Annotated in this window: 21 protein-coding genes and 2 pseudogenes; 1 reads left to right on the top strand and 22 read right to left on the bottom strand. The window is 63.9% G+C overall.

Going from position 1 to position 18933, the window contains the following annotated elements:
- The 20 genes and pseudogenes from BPET_RS07500 to BPET_RS27305 form a co-directional block, all read right to left on the bottom strand.
- The gene (locus BPET_RS07500; RefSeq protein ID WP_003460312.1) at positions 1-549 is read right to left on the bottom strand and encodes an integrating conjugative element protein; all 549 of its coding nucleotides are present in this window, start codon (positions 547-549) and stop codon (positions 1-3) included.
- Complete coding sequence (locus BPET_RS07495; RefSeq protein ID WP_011489301.1) at positions 546-1136, bottom strand: transglycosylase SLT domain-containing protein; 591 nt, start codon at positions 1134-1136, stop codon at positions 546-548. Before BPET_RS07495 ends, BPET_RS07500 begins: the two co-directional genes overlap by 4 nt.
- Positions 1118-1837 carry a TIGR03759 family integrating conjugative element protein gene (locus BPET_RS07490; protein WP_003290214.1) on the bottom strand — a complete coding sequence of 240 codons (720 nt, stop codon included), beginning with the start codon at positions 1835-1837 and terminating at the stop codon, positions 1118-1120. Before BPET_RS07490 ends, BPET_RS07495 begins: the two co-directional genes overlap by 19 nt.
- 14 nt (positions 1838-1851) lie before the next feature.
- Positions 1852-2502 carry a hypothetical protein gene (locus BPET_RS07485; protein WP_011489300.1) on the bottom strand — a complete coding sequence of 217 codons (651 nt, stop codon included), beginning with the start codon at positions 2500-2502 and terminating at the stop codon, positions 1852-1854.
- Positions 2499-3098: a PFGI-1 class ICE element type IV pilus protein PilL2 gene (pilL2, locus tag BPET_RS07480; RefSeq protein ID WP_011489299.1), complete on the bottom strand. Its 600-nt coding sequence runs from the start codon at positions 3096-3098 to the stop codon at positions 2499-2501. The genes BPET_RS07485 and pilL2 overlap by 4 nt, the downstream gene beginning before the upstream one ends.
- A gap of 160 nt (positions 3099-3258) precedes the next feature.
- On the bottom strand, positions 3259-4128 hold the full coding sequence (locus tag BPET_RS07475; RefSeq protein ID WP_011489298.1) for a hypothetical protein: 870 nt from the start codon (positions 4126-4128) through the stop codon (positions 3259-3261).
- Between the two features lie 113 nt (positions 4129-4241).
- Positions 4242-6245 (bottom strand): helicase-related protein, encoded by a 2004-nt coding sequence (locus BPET_RS07470; RefSeq protein WP_407921183.1) that lies wholly within the window; start codon positions 6243-6245, stop codon positions 4242-4244.
- Positions 6246-6316: 71 nt separating this feature from the next.
- A complete protein-coding gene (locus BPET_RS07465; protein ID WP_012248428.1) occupies positions 6317-8137 on the bottom strand; it encodes a reverse transcriptase domain-containing protein in 1821 nt (606 codons plus the stop codon).
- A 603-nt stretch (positions 8138-8740) separates the two neighbouring features.
- Positions 8741-9058: pseudogene (locus tag BPET_RS07460) on the bottom strand (DEAD/DEAH box helicase); the annotation flags it as partial.
- A 99-nt stretch (positions 9059-9157) separates the two neighbouring features.
- Positions 9158-10267 carry a DUF6094 domain-containing protein gene (locus tag BPET_RS07455; RefSeq protein ID WP_011489296.1) on the bottom strand — a complete coding sequence of 370 codons (1110 nt, stop codon included), beginning with the start codon at positions 10265-10267 and terminating at the stop codon, positions 9158-9160.
- Positions 10268-10331: 64 nt separating this feature from the next.
- Complete coding sequence (locus BPET_RS07450) at positions 10332-10982, bottom strand: hypothetical protein (RefSeq protein ID WP_011489295.1); 651 nt, start codon at positions 10980-10982, stop codon at positions 10332-10334.
- A 76-nt stretch (positions 10983-11058) separates the two neighbouring features.
- Positions 11059-11319, bottom strand: coding sequence for a hypothetical protein (locus BPET_RS07445; RefSeq protein ID WP_011489294.1), 261 nt, complete (start codon positions 11317-11319; stop codon positions 11059-11061).
- Positions 11320-11335: 16 nt separating this feature from the next.
- Complete coding sequence (locus BPET_RS07440) at positions 11336-11743, bottom strand: hypothetical protein (protein ID WP_003460301.1); 408 nt, start codon at positions 11741-11743, stop codon at positions 11336-11338.
- Positions 11744-11839: 96 nt separating this feature from the next.
- Positions 11840-12271, bottom strand: a complete 432-nt coding sequence (locus BPET_RS07435; protein WP_020207155.1) for a hypothetical protein — start codon at positions 12269-12271, stop codon at positions 11840-11842.
- Positions 12268-12957, bottom strand: a complete 690-nt coding sequence (locus BPET_RS07430) for a DUF3275 family protein (RefSeq protein ID WP_012248427.1) — start codon at positions 12955-12957, stop codon at positions 12268-12270. The genes BPET_RS07435 and BPET_RS07430 overlap by 4 nt, the downstream gene beginning before the upstream one ends.
- A gap of 57 nt (positions 12958-13014) precedes the next feature.
- A complete protein-coding gene (locus BPET_RS07425) occupies positions 13015-13932 on the bottom strand; it encodes a DUF3577 domain-containing protein (protein WP_003290197.1) in 918 nt (305 codons plus the stop codon).
- A 262-nt stretch (positions 13933-14194) separates the two neighbouring features.
- Positions 14195-14710, bottom strand: coding sequence for an XF1762 family protein (locus BPET_RS07420; RefSeq protein ID WP_020207009.1), 516 nt, complete (start codon positions 14708-14710; stop codon positions 14195-14197).
- Positions 14710-15552, bottom strand: coding sequence for a phosphoadenosine phosphosulfate reductase domain-containing protein (locus BPET_RS07415; protein WP_011489292.1), 843 nt, complete (start codon positions 15550-15552; stop codon positions 14710-14712). Before BPET_RS07415 ends, BPET_RS07420 begins: the two co-directional genes overlap by 1 nt.
- A gap of 145 nt (positions 15553-15697) precedes the next feature.
- Positions 15698-16051, bottom strand: coding sequence for a DUF3085 domain-containing protein (locus BPET_RS07410; RefSeq protein ID WP_003290193.1), 354 nt, complete (start codon positions 16049-16051; stop codon positions 15698-15700).
- Between the two features lie 143 nt (positions 16052-16194).
- Positions 16195-16365: a hypothetical protein gene (locus tag BPET_RS27305; protein WP_231852668.1), complete on the bottom strand. Its 171-nt coding sequence runs from the start codon at positions 16363-16365 to the stop codon at positions 16195-16197.
- Positions 16366-16378: 13 nt separating this feature from the next.
- On the opposite strand from BPET_RS27305, the gene BPET_RS07400 reads away from it, so the two are divergent.
- A protein-coding gene (locus BPET_RS07400) for an IS3 family transposase (protein WP_085970191.1) occupies positions 16379-17553 on the top strand; the annotation gives its coding sequence in 2 pieces (ribosomal slippage) (positions 16379-16628 and positions 16628-17553; 1176 coding nt in all).
- A 25-nt stretch (positions 17554-17578) separates the two neighbouring features.
- Here BPET_RS07400 and BPET_RS07395 read toward each other — a convergent pair.
- Together BPET_RS07395 and BPET_RS07390 are read right to left on the bottom strand one after the other, a co-directional pair.
- Positions 17579-18292: pseudogene (locus tag BPET_RS07395) on the bottom strand (GTPase); the annotation flags it as partial.
- A gap of 286 nt (positions 18293-18578) precedes the next feature.
- Positions 18579-18857: a hypothetical protein gene (locus BPET_RS07390; RefSeq protein WP_003290191.1), complete on the bottom strand. Its 279-nt coding sequence runs from the start codon at positions 18855-18857 to the stop codon at positions 18579-18581.
- Positions 18858-18933: the final 76 nt, after the last annotated feature.

Below are 18933 nucleotides of genomic sequence, written 5' to 3'. Positions count from 1 at the left end.
TCATTGCTCGATGCCGGTGGCCGTGATCAGCGCCGGGTAGTGCCGCAGGCCCAAGCGCTCGGCCAAGTCGTCACCGGACACGGGCGCGAGGGGGACGCCGGGTGCCAGTGCGCGCAGCCGCTCCAGGCCCTGGACGGTCTCGACGTTGACCACCAGACCGACCGCGCCGCGCTCGCGCAATGAGGCTGCATGGCGGCGCAACCAGGCCTGGGAAGCCTCGTCGTCGCCCACGACCACAAAGGGACGCAGGCCCGGCGCCTCGATCACCCGCCGCGCGACGGTGCCGGACGTGAGCTTGGCGCTACGCACCGGCAGCATCGCGGCCTCGTCCGCCGGTGTGGCAGGGATCTGAGGCGCCGGGACGGGCGACCGGGCCGGAGCGTTGGCGCGCGGCTGAAGGTTCAGGGCTTCGTAGTACGGCAGCGCCGACGTGCCGCCACGGTCTTCGACCACGATCAGCGGCTCGCCGGCACGCGAGGCCAGCGGCAGACCAGCCAGCAGCACGAGCAGGCCTTTCGCCGCGAGATGGGCCAGATGGGATTTCGTCATGGGGAGGTCTCCTGGCGCGCGGCGAGGACCGCGGCGGTTGGGTGCGTGCCCTGCACGCGCGCGAGGTGGCGGGACACGCTGCGGCGATAGCGGGCAGCGGGCTCACCGCCCGCCGGACGGTGGTAGCGGCCGATCGCCAGCAACCAGTCCTCACCGGCGGTGTGCTGCTCCTTCAGAATCTCGGCAGCGATGGCGAGGTTGCGGTACGGGTCGAGCAAGTCGCACGCGCTGGCGTAACGCTGCTGTTGGTAGCCGAGGTTGATCTGACCCAGGCCCACGTCGATGCGCGTGTGCGGCGTGGAGCGCATCGCCTGCTGCAAACCGGCGCAGGCGTCGGCGCGGGTCGCGTAGCGGCGCGACTGGCCGGCGACGTTGAGGGACCAAGGCCACGGGACGATGCGTCCGTTACGCCGGATGCCGCTCTCCTGCAAGGCCACGGCGTAGAGCACCGCCGAGGGAATGCCCGCGCGCTGGGCGGCAAGCTGGTAGGCCGGTGGTGGAATTTCCTGGGCCCGGGCGGCGCAGACGCAGAGGCCAGCAGCGAGCACCAGTGCGCGCAACGGCGCCGTCAGGGTTGGCGCTGCCATTGGCCGTTCACCTCGCGCACGACCGCTGGGAGATCGCCGGGCAGGCCCAGCGACAGCCAGCGGCCGCCGTCATGGTTGAGCGTGATGCTGCCGCTGCGCACCCGTGCCGGGTCGATCTGCGCGCGCTTGGCCCAGTCGCGGATGCGCGCGTCGTCCTGGCGGCTGCCGACCATGTACAGGTCGAACTCAGTACCCGAGGATTGCAGGCGCTGCACGAGTTGCCCGCAGGCCACGCAGCCGTCCTTGACGAACACCGCCATACGGCCGCTGCTGCGCACTGCGCCGGGCTTGTCGTCAGGCAGGTTCACCCGTTGCATGCCGGGGTTCAGGCGCTGCCAGGCATCGTCGTAGGCGCGCTGGTAGGCGAGCAATTTCTCGACGCGGCGTGCTTCGACCTGCACCTGCAGTTCTGCGTAGCGCCGCCGTTCTTCATCGGTGCGGGCCTCGATGCCCAGCGCGGACAGCGGGTCCAGGTTGGGCGAGTAGATGCCCAATGGCCCGTCCATCAGCTCACGATAGCGCGCCCATTCCTGCGGTTGCAGGCCCCACTCACTTGCTACCTGGTCGTTCGGGGTTCGGGCGACCAGCGGACGCTCCTGGCTCTGCGCATTGCGGGCCGGGGCGGCGGACGGCTGCTGCGCCCAGGCGGGCAACTGGGTGGATGCCAACAGGAACGCGGAAAGGACGATCGACGGCTTCATGCGGTGTGCTCCGGTCAGGGAATCGCCACGCGACGGGTCTGGTCGCCGGACTGGAACACGGCGGTGTTTCCCTCGACCGCCTGCAAGCGCCACGGGCCGAGCGCATCACCTGGCAGCAGCACCTGAAGCTGGTCGGGCGTGAAGTCCGCGCTGCTCGGCGCGACGGATACGCTGCGCTGGCCAGCGCGCAATTCGGCGCCGACGACGCGGAACGGCATCGGCGGCGGTTCGGGCTTGGCGGCGGCCTTGCCCGATGCGCGCGGTCGTGCGGGTGCTGCGGCGCGCGGAGCGGGCGCAGCGGTCTGGCGCGCCTTGATCTGCTCAACTTCCACGCGCAGCGCCTGAAGGTCGTCGGCAGCGGCATAGCTGCTGAGCGTTTTCTCAACCTGGGCAGCGCGTGCTTCCAGGATTTGTCGGGTGTCTTTGAGGTCTGCCGCCGTTGCGACGGCCGGACGCTGCTGGATGGCCTCGATGGTCTCGGCCAGGCCCGCCGCCTGCGCTTCCAGGCGTTGCAGGCGGGAAGCGAGCTGTTCCTGGTCGGCCTGGTCGTTCATGGTCTGGTAGCCCAAGGCTACGAAGATGCTGAGGCCGATCAGCCAGAGCCACATAAGGCTCTGCACCACCACCGCAGCGGCCGGGCGCCGGGCAGACTGCGGGGCGGTCATGGCTGGCCTCCCGAAACAGAAGGCTCCAGCGGGAACGTCTGCACCGCCTCGGCGGCGGGTGACTCGGATGCGGGTTCGATGGCCGCGCTGTCGGCAGGCCGTTCGAAGCAAATCTGCCGTGCGCGATCATCCACGTGCAGTTCCCAGGCGGGGCCAGCCAGTGTGAGCAGCGCATCGCGCAAGGTCATGGGGCCGAGGTGCAAGTGCGCCGCCGGCAGCGGCAGCGCGTACAGCTCGATCACCGCGTGCGCCGTCTGGCATAGGCTGTAACCGCTGCGCTTGAGCACATGCCGCAGCCCATCGCCGACGGTGGCACGGGCATCTTCGGGCATGGACACGTCGATGGTCTGCAACAGCAGGTCCCGCTGCGCCGCCGTGGGTGCCAGCTCGACCAGCGTGTAGCGACCGTAGCGCACGACGGGGATGTACTCGGGCGCCTCGGATTCCGGCGCGGCCAAGACTTCCTCGAAGGCATCGGGCGGGGGCGGCGCAGTCGTCGTCGCGCAGCCAGCAGCCAGCACCGACCAGAGCAGGCCGAGGACTCCCGCCAGCAGGCGGCGTTCGGGATGGTGAAACCAAGGTGGAGAGGGGCACATAAGCTCGGCGTCCTGAAACATCGAGCCCTCACCATCGCCTCTCGGGCCACGAGCGGCAGCAAACAATGCGAACCAGGCAGCGCCCGATTTACCGACAGCCTCCCTCCAAAGAAAAAGGCCCCCGAAGGGGCCAGTGAAAACGCACATCGAGCGCGCTGAATCAATCCCGAGCCAGCTTCAGACCGGGATCGACCTGTGCCAGTTGGGTGTGCGACCAGCAGCGCACGAACTGGCCGTTCTCGCCGAGCGGCCGGTTCGCAACCGCCACCGAATACTCTTCGGTGTCGCTGGTGTCGTAGCAGATGACCTTGATCTCGCCGCTGTCGCAGCGGATGGAGTGGATCTGGCCGTCGGTCATATCGACCACGACAACCTGCGGAACAAGACCCAGTTCGCGGGCGGCCGACAGGATGGGGCCATATTCGGCAGCGTCGAAGCAGACGAACGGCCCCTCGTAGTGGGCTTCTTTGGCGAAGTCCTTGGCCTTGTCGTAGTGGATACCCAGGTCGTATTCCTCCTGGGTGATCCTGACCTTGAAGACCGGCACGTCGGGGCTGCCGGAGGCACCGATGCAGGCGACCGCGACTTGCATCTCGATCTCACCGCCGTCGGCAGGTTCGGTCGAGGGGATGACGGCTCGGCCCGTGAGGGCGTCGTCGTCCATGCCCATGCGCTCGCGCATCTCGTCGGTGAATGCCTCGGGGGCCATCAGGCCATAGCGTGCCAGGCGCATGGGAATGTCCTCGGCACCGAGGTTGCCGTCCTCGATGCGCTGTTGCATGAAAGCGGCGATCTCGGCTTCCAGGGTTTCGCGGTCGGCAGCCGAAGGCACCTCGGATACATCGATCGACCAGGCGTCCACTTCCACGGCGGTCTCGTCGGTCAGCAAACCCTCGCCGATGGCGCGTTCGCACATGCGTTCCAGCCGAGCCAGCACTTCAGGCGCGGCCTCGCCGTTGAGCAGATAGGTCACGTCTAGCGTCAGGCGAGCATTGACGGTTTCGGGCGTGGCTTGGATATGGGTGTTCATGAAACTCTCCTTGGGATAGGAAAAGCGCAGCCACGTCCACGGAGACCGTGGGCGTGGCTGCAAGTTGGGAATAACAAGAAACCGGCGGCGCTAGGCCGGCGTTGGCGTGGGGATCAGGCGGCGACTAGTTGCCGGGCCAGTGCGACCTCGACGGAATCACCGTCTTGGTTGAGCACATCCAGCCCGGATTCGGGCACGTCGCCCGAGGTGGACTGCGAGACCATGATCTTCTTGGCCATCAGTTCAAGGCAGGTCATCTGCGAGGAACCGGCGTAGCCGAGGTAGATCACGCGCACGTGCAGTTTCTGCCCGATGCGCCATGAGCGGCGTGCCGCCTGCTGGAGCGAATACACGTTGTAGCCCGACTGCATGAACACGATCGTCGGAAACTCCAACAGGTCCAGTCCCGTTTTCACAAGCTCGGGGTTGGTGATGAGCACGTCGATGCCACGGTCCAACTGCTCGGCGATCCAGTCCTCGCGGCGGCTGGCGTCCACGCTCGCGCGTAGCACCGCGACCTTGAAGCCTTCCTGCTCCAGCAGCATCTTCAGACGCGACGTGGTGTCGCGTGTGCCGGTATAGACCGTGTAGGCCAAGACCTTCCGGCCCTGCGCCTTCTCTTCCTTGCAGATGTCGATCAGCTCGCGCTCTTTCGGCGTCACCTCGAACTCGTTGAACTGAGCCGGGACGAACGCCAAGGTGTTGCGCGTGCGCGGATGCACCACGGTCTCCGACCTGAAGCAGCAGTCCGGCCAGGCCAGCAGCACGTTGAGCACCACACCCAGCAGCGTCGTGTCGCGTCGCGCCAGAGCCTGTTTCAGCTCCGCGGTCAGCCGACCCGCCAGGTCACGGTAGGCCGCGGCTTGCGCCACGTCCATCTGGACTTCACGAAACTGTTCGTCATACGGCGGCAGGACGTTGCCACCGATGTCCTTGAGCTTGAGGAAAATCGTGAACGGCAGGATGCACCGCAAGACCCCTTTCGGCCCGAAGCCGGGAGCCTTGACCGTGCGCACCGATACCTTGGTGCCCCTGGCCGTCTTGTGCGCCGTGCCGGCGCTTTCGGAGTAAATGTCCTTGAGGACCCCGTGGTCCCTCATGAACGCCATCGCGGCCGAGGTCATGCTCCCGCTCGTGGTCGGGCGGTAGCCGTCTTCGATCATCCGCCCAGGCAAGGCGCGGAACAGCAGATAGAAAAGATCGTCCCCGTATCCGCCCATCAGCGTGCCGGTCAGCAGCAAGGTCTTGCGAGCCTTCGCCGCCAGCACGCCCATGGCCTGGCCTTGGGCGCTACCGCCGTTCTTGTACTCGTGCGCCTCGTCGGCGATGAGCAGGTCGAACGTGCCTTGTGGCAGGTAGCGCTTGATGAACTCGGACGGCTGGTAGCCACCCTCACCGAATCCAAACTCCATGTTGGCCATCGCACGTTCCATGCGCGTGGCCTGACGATCGGAAAAAACCAGCTCGCCGTTGCCATCCATGAGGTTGATGAACTCGTGGATGTTGTCGCCCAGCATCGACGCCAGGAACCCGTCGCCGAACTTCTGCATCAGCTTCTGCGCGGTGACTTCCCCGATGGTCGGGATGCGCTTGAGGGCTTTCAGCACTGCCGAGGACTGGTCGCTGCCGGACAGGCTGCGCGGGCGGATCAGCGTCCACAGGGGCGCGGCGCAATGGCTGCACTTCCTGCGGTATTCCTCGGCTTGGAGCGCCACCGGGTTGACCGGCTCGCCGTCGAGGTCGGTGATGACCGTACCGCAGTCAGGGCACGCTGCCACGTCGCCATGGCGAGTGCGCCGCGTGGTGAAGACAGGCTTCCAGTGGAATCCCATCCGCATCCTGACGCGCCCCAGGACAAAGAACTCCTGGCCCGTGGGCTGCACACCCATCTGCTCGCGCAGCTTGATGAGCTTGACCAGCGTGTCCGGGCCGTTGAGCACCCAGACCTTGGCGCCTGCCACCGTCTCTTGGATCTCGCGCCGCCACTTGTAAACCAAATGAGGTGGCGAAAGAACTAAGGTTCGGCGGTAGCCTTCGGCGTTGAGGACGGCGGCCGTGGCGATGCCGACGGTCGTGTAGGGTAGGCTGCGGGCGTCCCGTAAAGGATCACCCGTCAGCCCCCCTCCGAACCGGACTTACACCTTTCAGCGTATCCGGCTCTCCACTTACTTGACTAGGAACAGTCCTTTCAAAGAACGCCTGCGTGTAGCTTCTGATGGCAAGGAACGCACAGCACCAAAGTCTTGCGACGGCGCCATGACATCACCTGTGGCCAGAGGTACTTCCCTTTGTCCACGTCCTTCAGCTTCCGAATGTGATGCACTTGGAAACTGCCTTCGGTGGTCCCGCAGTACTCGCACTTCCTCGCTTCGAGCCGCTGGATCAACTCCGAGCGGCTATGCGTGAAAACCCAAGTCTTGGGGGGTAGGTCAATACTCTGGAACGTGATGGGTTCTTTCCTTATGTCTTTCAGGCTGTAGATGGGAAAAGTGTGGGAGTCCGAGTTACCCCGAACAGCCAGTACGTATCCACCCTGGCGCTTCATGCTCCGCGCTACCTTCGTGACGGTCGAACGACGTTTTGCCGCCAATGTCTTCCACAAACTCGTCAACCAGAGGTGATGGAGCTTGTTCAGGACACGACTGACGCTGTTCGCCAAACCGTAGTAGTTGGCAAGGCCTCGCATTTCAGCGTTGTAGGTTTGAACGATTTCCGCTTCGCTCAGTGAGATCAGTTCGCTCCTGTGCGTGGGGGTGTGAGCGTCATAGACGCCGTAGCCCTTTCGCTGGCAGAAACTACGCAGCTTTTCAGCCGGTACGTGCAATTGCATCCGCTCGGATACGCTGCGTGCTGTGATGCTCCGTCCTGAACGGACGGTGCGCACGTTGCGATCACCGGAGTACGTGCGAACGTCGTACCCCAGAAAGCGAACTCCGTCCGATGCGTGAACCACACCGGACTTTTCCTCAGCGATCTCCAAGTGCAGTTTGTCGCTGATGAAACCTGCGACTCGCTGCATGACGGTTACCGCCTCGTCCCGACTGCCGATGATGCCGATCAGAAAATCATCGGCATACCGGACATACACCAGACGCCGGTAATTGGCGTCCATCGGGTCGGAGCTGCTCAGTGCCTTGCGGCGTAGATAAAGTTCGGCCAATTCACGCTTCGCTTCCTCGACCTTTGGCGAGTCGCCATCGGCTTTGTAGGCATCAATGCGTTTCATCAACCGTTCAATTGCACCACTGATCCGCTTGTACTCGCGGTTCGACGCCCGGCGGTTTCCTCGGTTGAATTCGGCCTTCAACCCTGCAACGTACTCGTCGAGTTCGTGCAAGTAGATGTTGGCCAAGACCGGGGAGACAACTCCGCCTTGCGGTGTCCCGCTGAAGGTGTCATGGAACTTCCAGTCCTCCATGTAGCCCGCCTTCAGCATCGAATGAATCAGCCCAAGAAAGCGCTTATCGTCAATGCGTTTGGCAAGCACATCCACCAGAACTTCATGGTCGATGTTGTCGAAGTAACCTTTGATATCCATGTTCACGATCCACTTCATGCCCGTCCATTTCTGCCGGACTTGCATGAGAGCGGTGTGGCACGAACGCCCGTTGCGAAAACCGTGCGAGTCGTCGGAAAAGACCGGCTCGTAGATCTTCACGAGAAGCATCCGTACAACCTCCTGTACCAGCTTGTCATCCCCAGTGGGGATGCCGAGCGGACGGGTTTTCCCATTGCTCTTTGGAATGAGGACTCGCCTCACGGGCTTGAAGCGATAATTACCGCTTTTGACGGCGGCCATCAGGCCGGCCAGCCGCTCGTAGGACATACCATCCAGTGACGAGCCATCTACGCCGGCCGTTGTTGCACCGGAATTCGCATAGATGTTGACATACGCCTGCTTCCACAGGATTGGGTTTTCCATGAGACGACTAAGGCCGTTGATGCGCTTGCCCTGTTGAGACAAGATTCCCAGCGCATCCAACCTTCGATTAGTAGTGTCGGTTAGCATCAGCACAACCTCCTTTTCGATGAGTTGGTTACAGATAAGCTGTCTTCCTTCCCCCCGGACAGTGGGCCTTTCACGCGCATTGCTGCTCGCTTATAGCCATGTCGGTGCCGCTTACTGCTGCGGCCAGCAACCTCCATTACAGAGGCCACATCGGGTAATACGAAGACTCCGTCGCCATGCAGGTCTTACGACCTGTTTAGGCGATCCCGCATTTACGCTTAGACAAAGATGCGACGTGGTTAGGTCGTCCGTTCGTTCCGTAATCCCCTGATCGGGGTTGCGCTCGCGATACTGGTTTGTGGGAGAGGCAAAACATTTCCCACAACTCGCGAGTCTGGCGTTTCAGCTACTTTCGCCAGCGTCGGGACTGGTAGACCGCTTGGAACTAGACTTCAGGCAATTCAGCTTTGACCATACACGTCTTACTCTGGCCCGCCCCCGCTAATAGCTGTTGGGTAAAAGGCCTTTTCCGAACATGCTGCACTCCCCCCTTCCTTTCGGAATTCAAGCCCTTGCAGGCAGGGATAAGTCCGGTGAGTACAGGGCATTCCAGTAGCCCTGGTAGCTTGCGCTACGCTTCTTCTAAGCGCCGATACGGCGCACCTTGCCGCAGCCCATTTCGCCATTGACGATCGCGGCGCGCTCGCCACGGTCGATCAGCAGCTCGGCGGCGGCATGGACGACTTCGGCCTGGGCCTGGAACAGCTTGCGCTTGAGGCTGGCGACGATGAGTTGCCGGTGCGCCTGCGGCTCGCCGGAATAGACCGGCGGGTTGGCGCTGTTGAGGGCGTCGAGCAGTTCGTCGCCGAACTCACCGACGAAATCCTGAAGGCTCAGGGTCAGTGGGGAAGATTCCGCGTCGAGCAGTTCGCCCTGTACGGACGTGGCTTCGGCGGTGGTGGTTTCGAGATCGAGGGACATGGTGATGCTCCAAAGAAAATGGGGCATGCACCACCCCCGACGGGGCGATGGCATGCCCCGTGGTGGGAAAAAAGACGGCGAACCGTCGGTGAAAAGCGATCAGCGGATGGTCAACACCTCGCCCCGCGTAGCGGAGCTAGGCGTCATGTCCCACGCGCGGATGACAGGCACGAACTTGTCGGTGAGGATGCGGGTCTCGGCGATGGAGCCGTCTTCGCGTTCGGTGAATTCCCGCTGGAGCGTCTTGTCCTTGTGGGTGTCACCTTTGACGACGAGCACGCGCCCGGTCTTGGAGCGCACAACCCCCGAGATCGCGCCCGCGGCCAGAGCCAGGGCGAGATGCCAGTGGGACAAGGCACGCGCCGGTGGACGCAGCGATTGCTGCGCGGCCCCCAGGTGCGTGTCCAGCGACGGCCAGAGGCCTTGCAGCCGACCAACCTCATCGGCGAACTGCTCCGGCTCCATCGTCACGCGGAAGAAATGCTCCGGCTCGGCCGGACTGGCGGGGACGATGTACGGCAGGAACGGCCAATCGCTCGGCAGTTCCTCGGCTTCGACTTCGCCAAGCCCAACCTGCAGCAGCAGATTGCGCACGGCCTTGACGCCATCGGGTGCCTGCTCGCGCTGACGCACCCTGCGACCGAAGATCACCACCTGCTTGAACTGCGTTTCCACCGCTCGGTAGATCCGCAGGTCGGTGTAGTGGCGCGTCAGCCAGCCGACCAGCTCCGCGTCGAGCACGTAGCCGGGGACGATGAAGACCAGCACGCCGCCGTACTGCAACAGCGACAGGCTGCGCTGATAGAACAGTTTTTCGAGGCGGGCACGGCCCTGTCCCTGATAACCGATATTGCCGTTGACGTCCTTGGACAGGTCGCCATACGGTGGGTTGAGCCAGAGCAGCCCGAACGACTGCTTGGAGATCATCGCGTCCATGAGGTCCGCATGCAGGCAATGATCGACCAGGCCGCGGGCATGGCGTGCCCGCTCGGCGTCGAACTCGACCGCGAACGCCTTTACCTGCTCGCGCCCGAGGGCATGAGCAGCTTCGGCGATCGCCACGCCTTCGCCTGCGCAGGGATCGAGGATGCACATCGACCCGTCGCTGGGCATCAGTGCGTTGAGGGCTCTTTCGAGCGTGGGTTCATCCGTGGGGAAGTATCCGTTTTTCACGAAATTGCGGGCGAGCCGCGGGAACATGAGGGCCATGGAAGTCTCCTGGTTGGCGGGGATGAAAGGCGGAAGCACGCAGAGGCGTGCTTCCGCGGGTGGGTCAAGCCGCTACCGCTTCCGGCGTCCAAATCTTGGCCGGATAGGGATAGGCGGTGAGTACGTCACTGCGGATCAAGGTGCCCAGCGCCAGGGTCAGCGCCGGCACGTCGATGGCGAGCCGATGACCTTCCAGTGGCCCGAGGGCGAACGGAAGGCGGGCCAGCATCTCGCGGGTTTGCAGCAGTTCCAGCACGGTCTCGCGCCAGTGATCGAGCAGCGGCAACGGGCAGGTGTCCCGCACCAGCGTCCACATGCGGTCAAGCCGGTGGGCGTTGCCGCGTGGCAGCAGTGCGAGCGCGCTGGCGTTGGCCTTGTCGGGCTTCACGCAGCGGCGATCGAACAGCCACACGTTGGAGAGCGATCCGAACAGCGTTCGTCGGTAGGCGCGAGTCATGCGCTTTTCCAGACGATCGACGTTGCCGATGAACACCGGGACGCTGCCGCCCTGGTCGGTGATGACGTGGAACTGGTCCAGTCCCTGCTCGTCGCGCCCGAGGGTCAGGCGAGCGAGGAACTGCTGGACGGCGGTGTCCCGCGCCCAGATCGAGAGGAAGACGAGGTTGCCTTGGTCATCGCCGACGCAAGCGTCGGCCATCACGTCGGGGCATTCGTCGATGCGGTAAAGCGTGGTGGAAGAAGTGTCTGCGGGCATGGTGGTGTCCTCGGATGAACGGGAACAGCACCGCCCGCTGGGGCAAGTACTGCCCCAAGGGGTGGAAGAAAACCGCTCAGTCCGGCTCGAACTGCCGGGTGTGCGGGTTGAAGTGAAGTGCCTTGTCCACCGCGGTAATCGGCGTGAAGCCGTCCAGGTAGATGTTGTTGAGGTACTGGTCGCGGTAGGTCAGTGCCCGCCGCGCCTGATCCTCGGTGAGGCCGTCGCTGATGAAGTACGCCAGCATTTCCTCGTCGGAAGAAACTTCGTCGTTGGACAGACTCCCTTCGACGAGCTTCAACAACGCGGGCGGGAGCGCAGCCAGGATCGGGTCCATGTCGGTTCCTCCTGGCTCAGACCAACAGCGCTGCGGCGGGTGCCGTGGAAGCCGTCGGTGTGCGCCGCCGCGCGTGGTGGGCGCGAACGCCTGCACGCCATTCGGCGGACTGCTCCGGTGCGAGATCCAGATAAGACAGCGGGCACGAGTAGTAGTACGGGTGCATGGACTCTTCCAGTGGCTTGTAACCCCACTGGCTTCCGCCGCGTTCAAGCAGATCGCAGCGGATGTAGCGCAGGGATTGACCCGGTGCGAGATCACGATGCACGCCTTCGACCTTGGCCGTCACTTCCGCGACGGACCAGAGGACGTTGCCACGCAGCGCGTGGGCGATGACCTTGACGCTGGCGCGCTCGGTCTCTTGCGGTGCGATCAGTTCCGCGATCAGTTCAGATCGCGATTGGGGGGAGAAATACCAGCCCATGAAAGGCCTCCTGAAAAGTGGAGCCGGAGGCCTCCCCGCGGGGGAGAACCCCCAGCGGGTGATGGAATGCCGCGTTAGCAGCGATGAAGTCGCGTGTCAGTACTCAAGATCACCGCAACCGGCCGGGCAGCAATCCCGATCGATGCCGTGCATGCAAATGCCGTTTTCGGCATTCCAGTCCTGAGTCTCCTGCCTTTCGGCGGGTGTTGCGTAGTCCCCGTATTCCTCTGCTATCTGCAGGGCATATGCCTGCTGATGCTCGGGTAACCGATGTACTTGCGCGTCAACTTCTGAACTGAACCGTTCCACGTACCAGTCGTGAGACTGTCCGCAGCCATGGATGGCTTGCTTGGCAGCCGTCTCGCAGACAGCCCGCCACGCGGTTTCATCCAGTGCGGAACGGTGGGTATCTGAAGCGATGTTGGACATGATGGAGACCTCCAAAGAAAAGGCCAGGGTCTCCCCCGCATGGGGAAAGAACCCCGGCGGGTGGATGAAGAACACCGCGGATGCGGCGTCTGCGATCACGCAGGTTGCAGTTCGGCCTGGCGGCTCCACTCCTGGGTCTTGAAGTCCAGCGCGTAGCCAAGTTCGCCCAGGCGAACGATCTGCGCGCGCAGGGTGCGGCGGTCGATGGTCGAATCCAGCTTTACGGATTCTCCCAGCGGCCACAGCAGGCCGAACAGTGCAGCGTCGCCATCTTCGGTGCTGCCGGGGGCAGCAGCCGCAGCGGGTGTCGGCGCATCCACACCGAAGGGCGTGGTATCGACCAGCGGGTCCGCAGACGCCAGCACGGGTGCGGGCTTGGCGGGCCTGGATGTTTTGGCAGGTTTGGCCGGCGTTGCCGCAGGCTGCGTCCCTTGCTCTTCGTCAAGGGGATCGACCTCCTGGGTGGCGAAGCTCCGGGCCTCGTCACGGCTCAGTTTGTCGATGCCGTTGAGCGTCATACCGTCGAGGTTGGCGCGAACTTCAAACCGCGCGCCGCCCGCGACCGGATAGGACTTGGCGAAGATATAGCGAATGACGAATTCCCCGTCGTACTTGCCTTCGGGGTACTGCTCCAGCTCCGCGTCCTTGACGGCGAACTCGCCGATGGGGGTGGTCAGACGACCGACCGTGAACGGGCCGTTCTTGCCGCGGATGGTCCGCAACGTGAGCTGGTCCGGGACGACGATGGGCAGGACTGATCTCGTAGGTGCCGATGTGGCTGCCATGATGGTTCTCCTTGGGAAATAGGAAAAAGGCAAGGCCCCGTGAGGGGCCATGCCGGATCAGAACGAAGCAGCCAGTTCCGGCTCCTGCTCCTCGGCTTCACCTTCCGGCTCGCGCTCGGCGGGTTCGGCAGATTGGTCGGCAGCGATTTCGGCGGCAACCTCGGCTTCGGGCGCGGGTGCGTCCTCGGCCTGCGGCGCCTCGGCTTGCGCCTGGCTCGTCGGATAGACCTGGGTGCCGTCGATCTTGATGAGACCGATGTGGACCAGCGTCGATTCAAGGCTCGCTCCCGGTTCCCCGGCGCGCTCGCCTTTGGTGCGGATGTACGGATCGATCTTCATGTCGTTCAGACGGAAGGCGATCAGCACCTTGCGGTCCCCTTCGATGGCCTGCACGCACCGGCGAACCAGGTGCTCGGCTTCAGGGGTAGCGACGATGGTGTCGAAGTACCGATATTCCGGTTCACCGACAGGCCCGGCCAGCGCCGCGACGCTGCACGACAGGAACGGATCGCCATCCTTGCGGGTGACGTCCTTCGGACGGCTGAGGTAGCCGATGCCGCGGGTGATCAGCTCGTGCTGCTTGATCGAAGCCAGTTCGGCCCGGTCGAGCGGCTCGGCCTTGAGCAGTCGCGCCTTGAGGGACGCGGCGGCCTGGCCCTTGTGCTCACCCTTGTCGCGGATGTACGCATCGCCCCACAGGTCGCCGAGGCGGAAGCGCACCAGCGGGCGCTGCTTGGGATCGTCAACGCCGATGTAGCGCTGGACCAGTTTCTTGGCCTCGGCACCCGAGACCTTGACGTCGAAGTAGCGGTAACTGGGATCCTTGGCGGAACCGACCAGTGCGGCGATGGTGCATGCCAGGAAGGGCTGCGCACGGCGGCCGCCCCGGACAGGCACTTCGCGGGCACGTTGGATGTAGCCGATGCCCGAGGTGTGAAGGTCGAAGTATGATTTCTCGTTGGAAGTGGTGTTCATGGTGAATCTCCATTGGAAGAAGCGGAGACACACCAGGCCCACGCATGCGGGGAAGGTGCGTAACCCCGCGGTGGGTTGATAAGGCGAAAGCATCCGCCACCAGAGACTGGTGGCCGCTCGCGGACGGATGCGGTGCGAGCTGGCTCGGTCACGCAGTGGGAACTGCGCCGCAACCTCGATGACCGATGGTTGCCTGGCATGTCGCTGACAACGTCAGCAGGCATGGGGGCAGCATGGCCGGGCTCCGCGCGCGCGACAGCAATCAATCGGCACCCAGACGTTTCCCTTTGTCCACGCCGCCCGATGCCTGCCACAGGCACTTGGGGCCGCGCAGGTGGTCGGGGGTGTCGGCGCGGGGACGGCTGGGACGGCTCCAAGCGCCGCCGCCGCGCGTGCCGACCAGCCGCCAGCCGGCGGCGCGCAGGCTGGCACCACCTTCCTCGGGCAAGGTATAGGTGATCAGCCGCGTGTAGCCGAGGGCCTTGGCCGCCTTCCAAGCGGCGCCATAGAGCTTGCTGCAGGCGTTCGGCGCACCGTCGGTACATAGCCTCGTTACTTCGAGGGTCCAGCCGTCGTCCAAGTGCCGCGCGACCGGGCGACCGACGATGGCCACACCGCAGATGCAATCGCTGCCGCGCGGGGCAACGGCCAGGGCGAACTTCGCCCCTTGGACCGGGCGGTGGTGGCGGTGGTGGTCCTGTACAAAGCCATTAGCGACCCGTAGCGACACGGGCAGGAGTTGCAGCCGTGGCGCGATCAATGGCCTGTCCATGCGCATCAGTCGCCGCAGAAGCAGGCAATGGCTTCCTCGGCGCCATCGAACAGATCGCCCTGGTCGGCAGCGAAGCGCGCCAGATCGGCATAGCTGGGGCCATCGGCGCGGAACCGGGCGCCGCTGGGCTTGCTCGCGAGGTTCAGGGATTCCATGCGAATCCACCACACGGCGGCCTCGGGCCGGGCCTTGATAAGGGCCAGGCGCTGCCCACGCGGCTTGAGGAAACACAGGTCGCAGTTGCCTTCGAGCGTGCGTCCGTTCACCGTCAGCAGGTCGAGGTCGAACGGCTGCGCCTGCCAGAACGCGCTCACGTCGCGCACGGTGACGCCGGCATCCGCCAGCGGCATGCACATGGTCTCGTGGGTCGATTCGGTGGAGTGGCCGCGCGCACGAATCTTGGAGACGCGTCGCTGCTCGTCGGCGCGGATGCCGATCATCTGGTCCCAGTCCGTCCATCCCTGATGCCGCAGGAAGCGGTGCATCGGGCGAATCTTCAGGCTGGTCGTGCAGCCCCGCGCAACGGGATTGGGCAGGTACTGGCGTTTGCGGATCAGCGCCTCGAACGGCTCACCCTGGCGGCTGGCCCGATCGAAGTCGATCAGAGCGAAGCCCGGTTCCATGGGCACGTATTCGAGCCAGCGGATCGGCACCTGCCAGTGCTCGGCGCAATCGCGCACAAAGCGCAAGGTCGCTTCGACTTCCTTGCCCGTGTTGGCGAAGCAGACCTCGGTATCGGCAGGCAGGCCGCCATTGGTCTGCAGCACGCGCCAGAGCATGTAGGCGCTCGTGCGCCCGCCGCTGAAGCTGATGCAGGTGGGCTGGGTGATCTTGAACGGGTCGTGCATGCGTCGTCTCCAGTGGCATGCCGGCGGGCTGGCCGGCGAGGCAGGCCTTGGCGGCCGGAGACGAGCGCGCACGCGGGGACATAGCCGCTGTGCGGAGGAAAAAAGCCCCCGGGGAACCGGGGGCTGAGCAGGACGTGCTGCTGCTTTAAACGGGAGGCACGACCTCCAACGACAAGTGGGTGGCGGTGGCCGACAGCATCAGATCGTCCGCTGTGTGCAAGATGCGGGTGAATACGCCGTCCTTCGGGTCGAAGTACTCGGCGAAGTCGTCGCCGCCCAGCTCGCGTTGGGCGAGGAACCACCAGTCATCGAACGGATCGGTATCCGGGTCGCAGCCGACTGCATAGGCCAGCAACTTCTGGCGTCCGTCCGGGCGGCGTTCCCCGCGCTCGGCGAGGATGTACACGCCTTGGTCCTTGACGAGGACGGCTCGGCACTGGTTGGCGATCGCTTCGGTCAACACAGGGCGCAGGTCGGCGCCCTTGAATCGCAGTGACATGGTTGAAATCTCCTGTACGGATTAGAGAAAAGGCTCTCCACCGAATGGATGGAGAGCCTGTGCGGCACTTGGCCGGATGGACTGAACCGCCGTGGCGGGAACCTCGGGTCAGTCGTGGAGTTGCCTGGCTTCGTTTCGAGGCGTCATGCCGGCACCGCTTGGCGCTGCCGGGGAGCCTTGGTGTCGATCACGCTCACGTCGATCAGGCGCCAGCGACCATCGTCGATGAGCCGCTCCAACACTGCGCCAAGCATGTCGAAATGAGCTTGCCCGCAAAAAATGGATCCCTTGCTGAGTGTGTAAAACTCACGCAAGGAGGGAGGAAAGATGGGTAATCCGAGAGCTCGATATACGCAGGAATTCATGCTGGAAGCCGTGCGCATGGTCCGCGGCGGCCAGAGCATGGCGGCGGTGGCGAAGATACTGGGCATCAGCCCGAAGACGCTGCACAACTGGGTGAAGGCCGATGCCGCTGGGAAGCTGAACGGCGCAGGCAAACAGGTTTCTCCAGAACAGATGGAGATTGCCCGGCTGCGCGCGGAGTTGGCACGCGTGAAGATGGAGCGCGACATATTGGGAAAAGCCACGGCGTACTTTGCGAAGGTGTCGGCATGAAGTACGCCTGGATCGAGCTTCACAGCCGACAATGGCCGGTGTCCCTGAGCTGCCAGGTGCTGGGTGTCAGCCCCAGCGGTTACCACGCGCGCAAGGTGCGGGATGTCGATACTGACCGACCGCGCCGACGCATCAGCAACGACGCTCTGCTGGTGCACATCAAGGCCGTGCACGCTGAATCCAAAGGCGAGTACGGCTGGCCGCGCGTGTGGAAGCAACTGCTGGTCCAGGGCATTCGCGTCAGCAAGGATCGTGTCCAGCGGCTCATGAAGCTGCACGGCATCAAGGCGAAGACCAAACGCCGGTTCAAGGTCACGACCGACAGCAAACACAGCCTGCCGGTCGCACCGGACCTGCTGCAACGAGACTTCTCTCCCGCGCGTCCCGACCAGGTCTGGACTACGGACATCACGTACATCTGGACGGACGAGGGTTGGCTGTTTCTGACCGTCATTCTCGACCTGTTCAGCCGTCAGGTGGTGGGCTGGTCGATGCAGCCGCACATGCGCACGGAGCTGGTGTCTGATGCGCTGCGTATGGCGTGGTTTCGCCGCCGTCCGCAAGCGGGCCTGATCCTCCACAGTGACCGTGGCAGCCAGTATTGCAGTCATGACTTCCAGGACCTGCTCAAGGGCTACGGCATGCGCAGTTCGATGAGCCGTCGAGGCAATTGCTGGGACAACGCACCGACCGAGAGCCTGTGGGGATCGCTCAAGCGTGCACGCATCCTCGGCCAGCGCTTTGCAACGCGTCGCGAAGCGATGGACGAGGTAATCGACTGGTTGAGCTTCTACAATCATTCGCGCTTGCACTCGACGTTGGGCTACGTCAGCCCGATGCAATTCGAGCGGGACTGGTACGCCGCCCAGAACCAACGGGTGGCATAATCTCGCTCAGTTAAGGGATCCGAAATTCGCGGGCAACGTCAAAATACACCTCGTCGTACCGATCGACCAATTCGCCATCGCGGTGAAGTTCCACCACGTAGGCGTCGCCGCCGCGGTCGTACAGCACCGTGACGCGACCCTTGAACTTCGCGGTCGAGGTCGTGAAGCTGATCGCCGGAGGCGTCTCGATGATCTTGGATGGCTTGGGATCGACCCAGGTGAAATCCCGTGCACCTGCATCGACCAGCATGTGGGTGATCCGCCGGAAGCCATCGGGCGCCGGCATTTCCTCCAGTTGTTCGATGAGCTGGCCCAGTTCCATGCACTGCGGCTTGGGGATGGGCAGCTTGGCGGGCGCGGAGCCAAGGATGTGCGTCTTGACGGTGTAGGGAATGCCGTCGGACGTCATCTCCGTGCGCTCTTCCGGGGTGTCCGCGCGCAGGCCGTCGAAACGGCGCCGTGCGTAGGGTTGGACACGCACCTTGGCGCCTTCGCTGGGAACAGAGGTGACAAGGTTGGGATCGAGCACGGCGAACTCGGATGGCTTGAGCTTGACGACGATGGCATCGTCAGTCGCCGCGACCACCTTGCCGTCGAAGGGCTGGGGATCGATGGCGAAGCCCAGCGTCGAGGACTGCGGCTGATCATCGAACACGCGGTACTTGAACGACCGCACGTTGCGGGGCACATGGCCTGCGACAAGCGAAGGCATCATGGATTTGATGAGGGAACGGTCCATGGGAATCTCCTTGAGGAAGGACAAGGGATTCCCGCCCGCAAGGGAGAGATCCCTTGTGGGTGGCGTGGATGGACGCGGAACGTCCGATAAGAAAAAAGACCAGCACGGTTTCCCGCACTTGCAGCCTTGAAGGTCTCGGCTGTCTGGGCATGTGTCGGCAACGCCGACGAACATGGGGCAAGGATGGCCTCGGAATGGGCGGCTCACCCGCATGAAACGGCACCGCGCCGCACCCGGTTTCCTGCGCTGCGGGCAAGAAAAAGCCCCTCGAAAGGGGCTGGATGGATCAGGCTTCGTACACGAAATAGTGTTCGCGCTGACGTGGAAAGAACACGTGCTTCCACGTGTCGCCGCTGGTGTTGCCACCGTCGAAGACGACCATTTCGTAGTCGTCAATGTCGCTGTCCACCAGGTCGGCGCTGGCGATATGGCGCATGTGTAGCATGCCTCTCGTGCGCTCGAATACCAGGATCTGGCCGATGGCGTCGTCCTGGCTCATGGCGTTGACGCAGGCTCCGAGCTGGTGCTCGAAGTCGGGTGCATGCGAGATGAGGTCGGGGAACATGAGGTTGCTCCTATGAAAATGGATCAGCCCAGCTCCGGGTGGGAGACGGGCTGACATGGGGGAGAACAAAGAGGAA

It is taken from the genome of Bordetella petrii (assembly GCF_000067205.1).
Taxonomy (GTDB): Bacteria; Pseudomonadota; Gammaproteobacteria; order Burkholderiales; family Burkholderiaceae_B; genus Bordetella_A; species Bordetella_A petrii.
The sequence above is the reverse complement of the archived record's forward strand: the minus strand, read 5'-3'. Positions and strand labels throughout refer to the sequence as shown.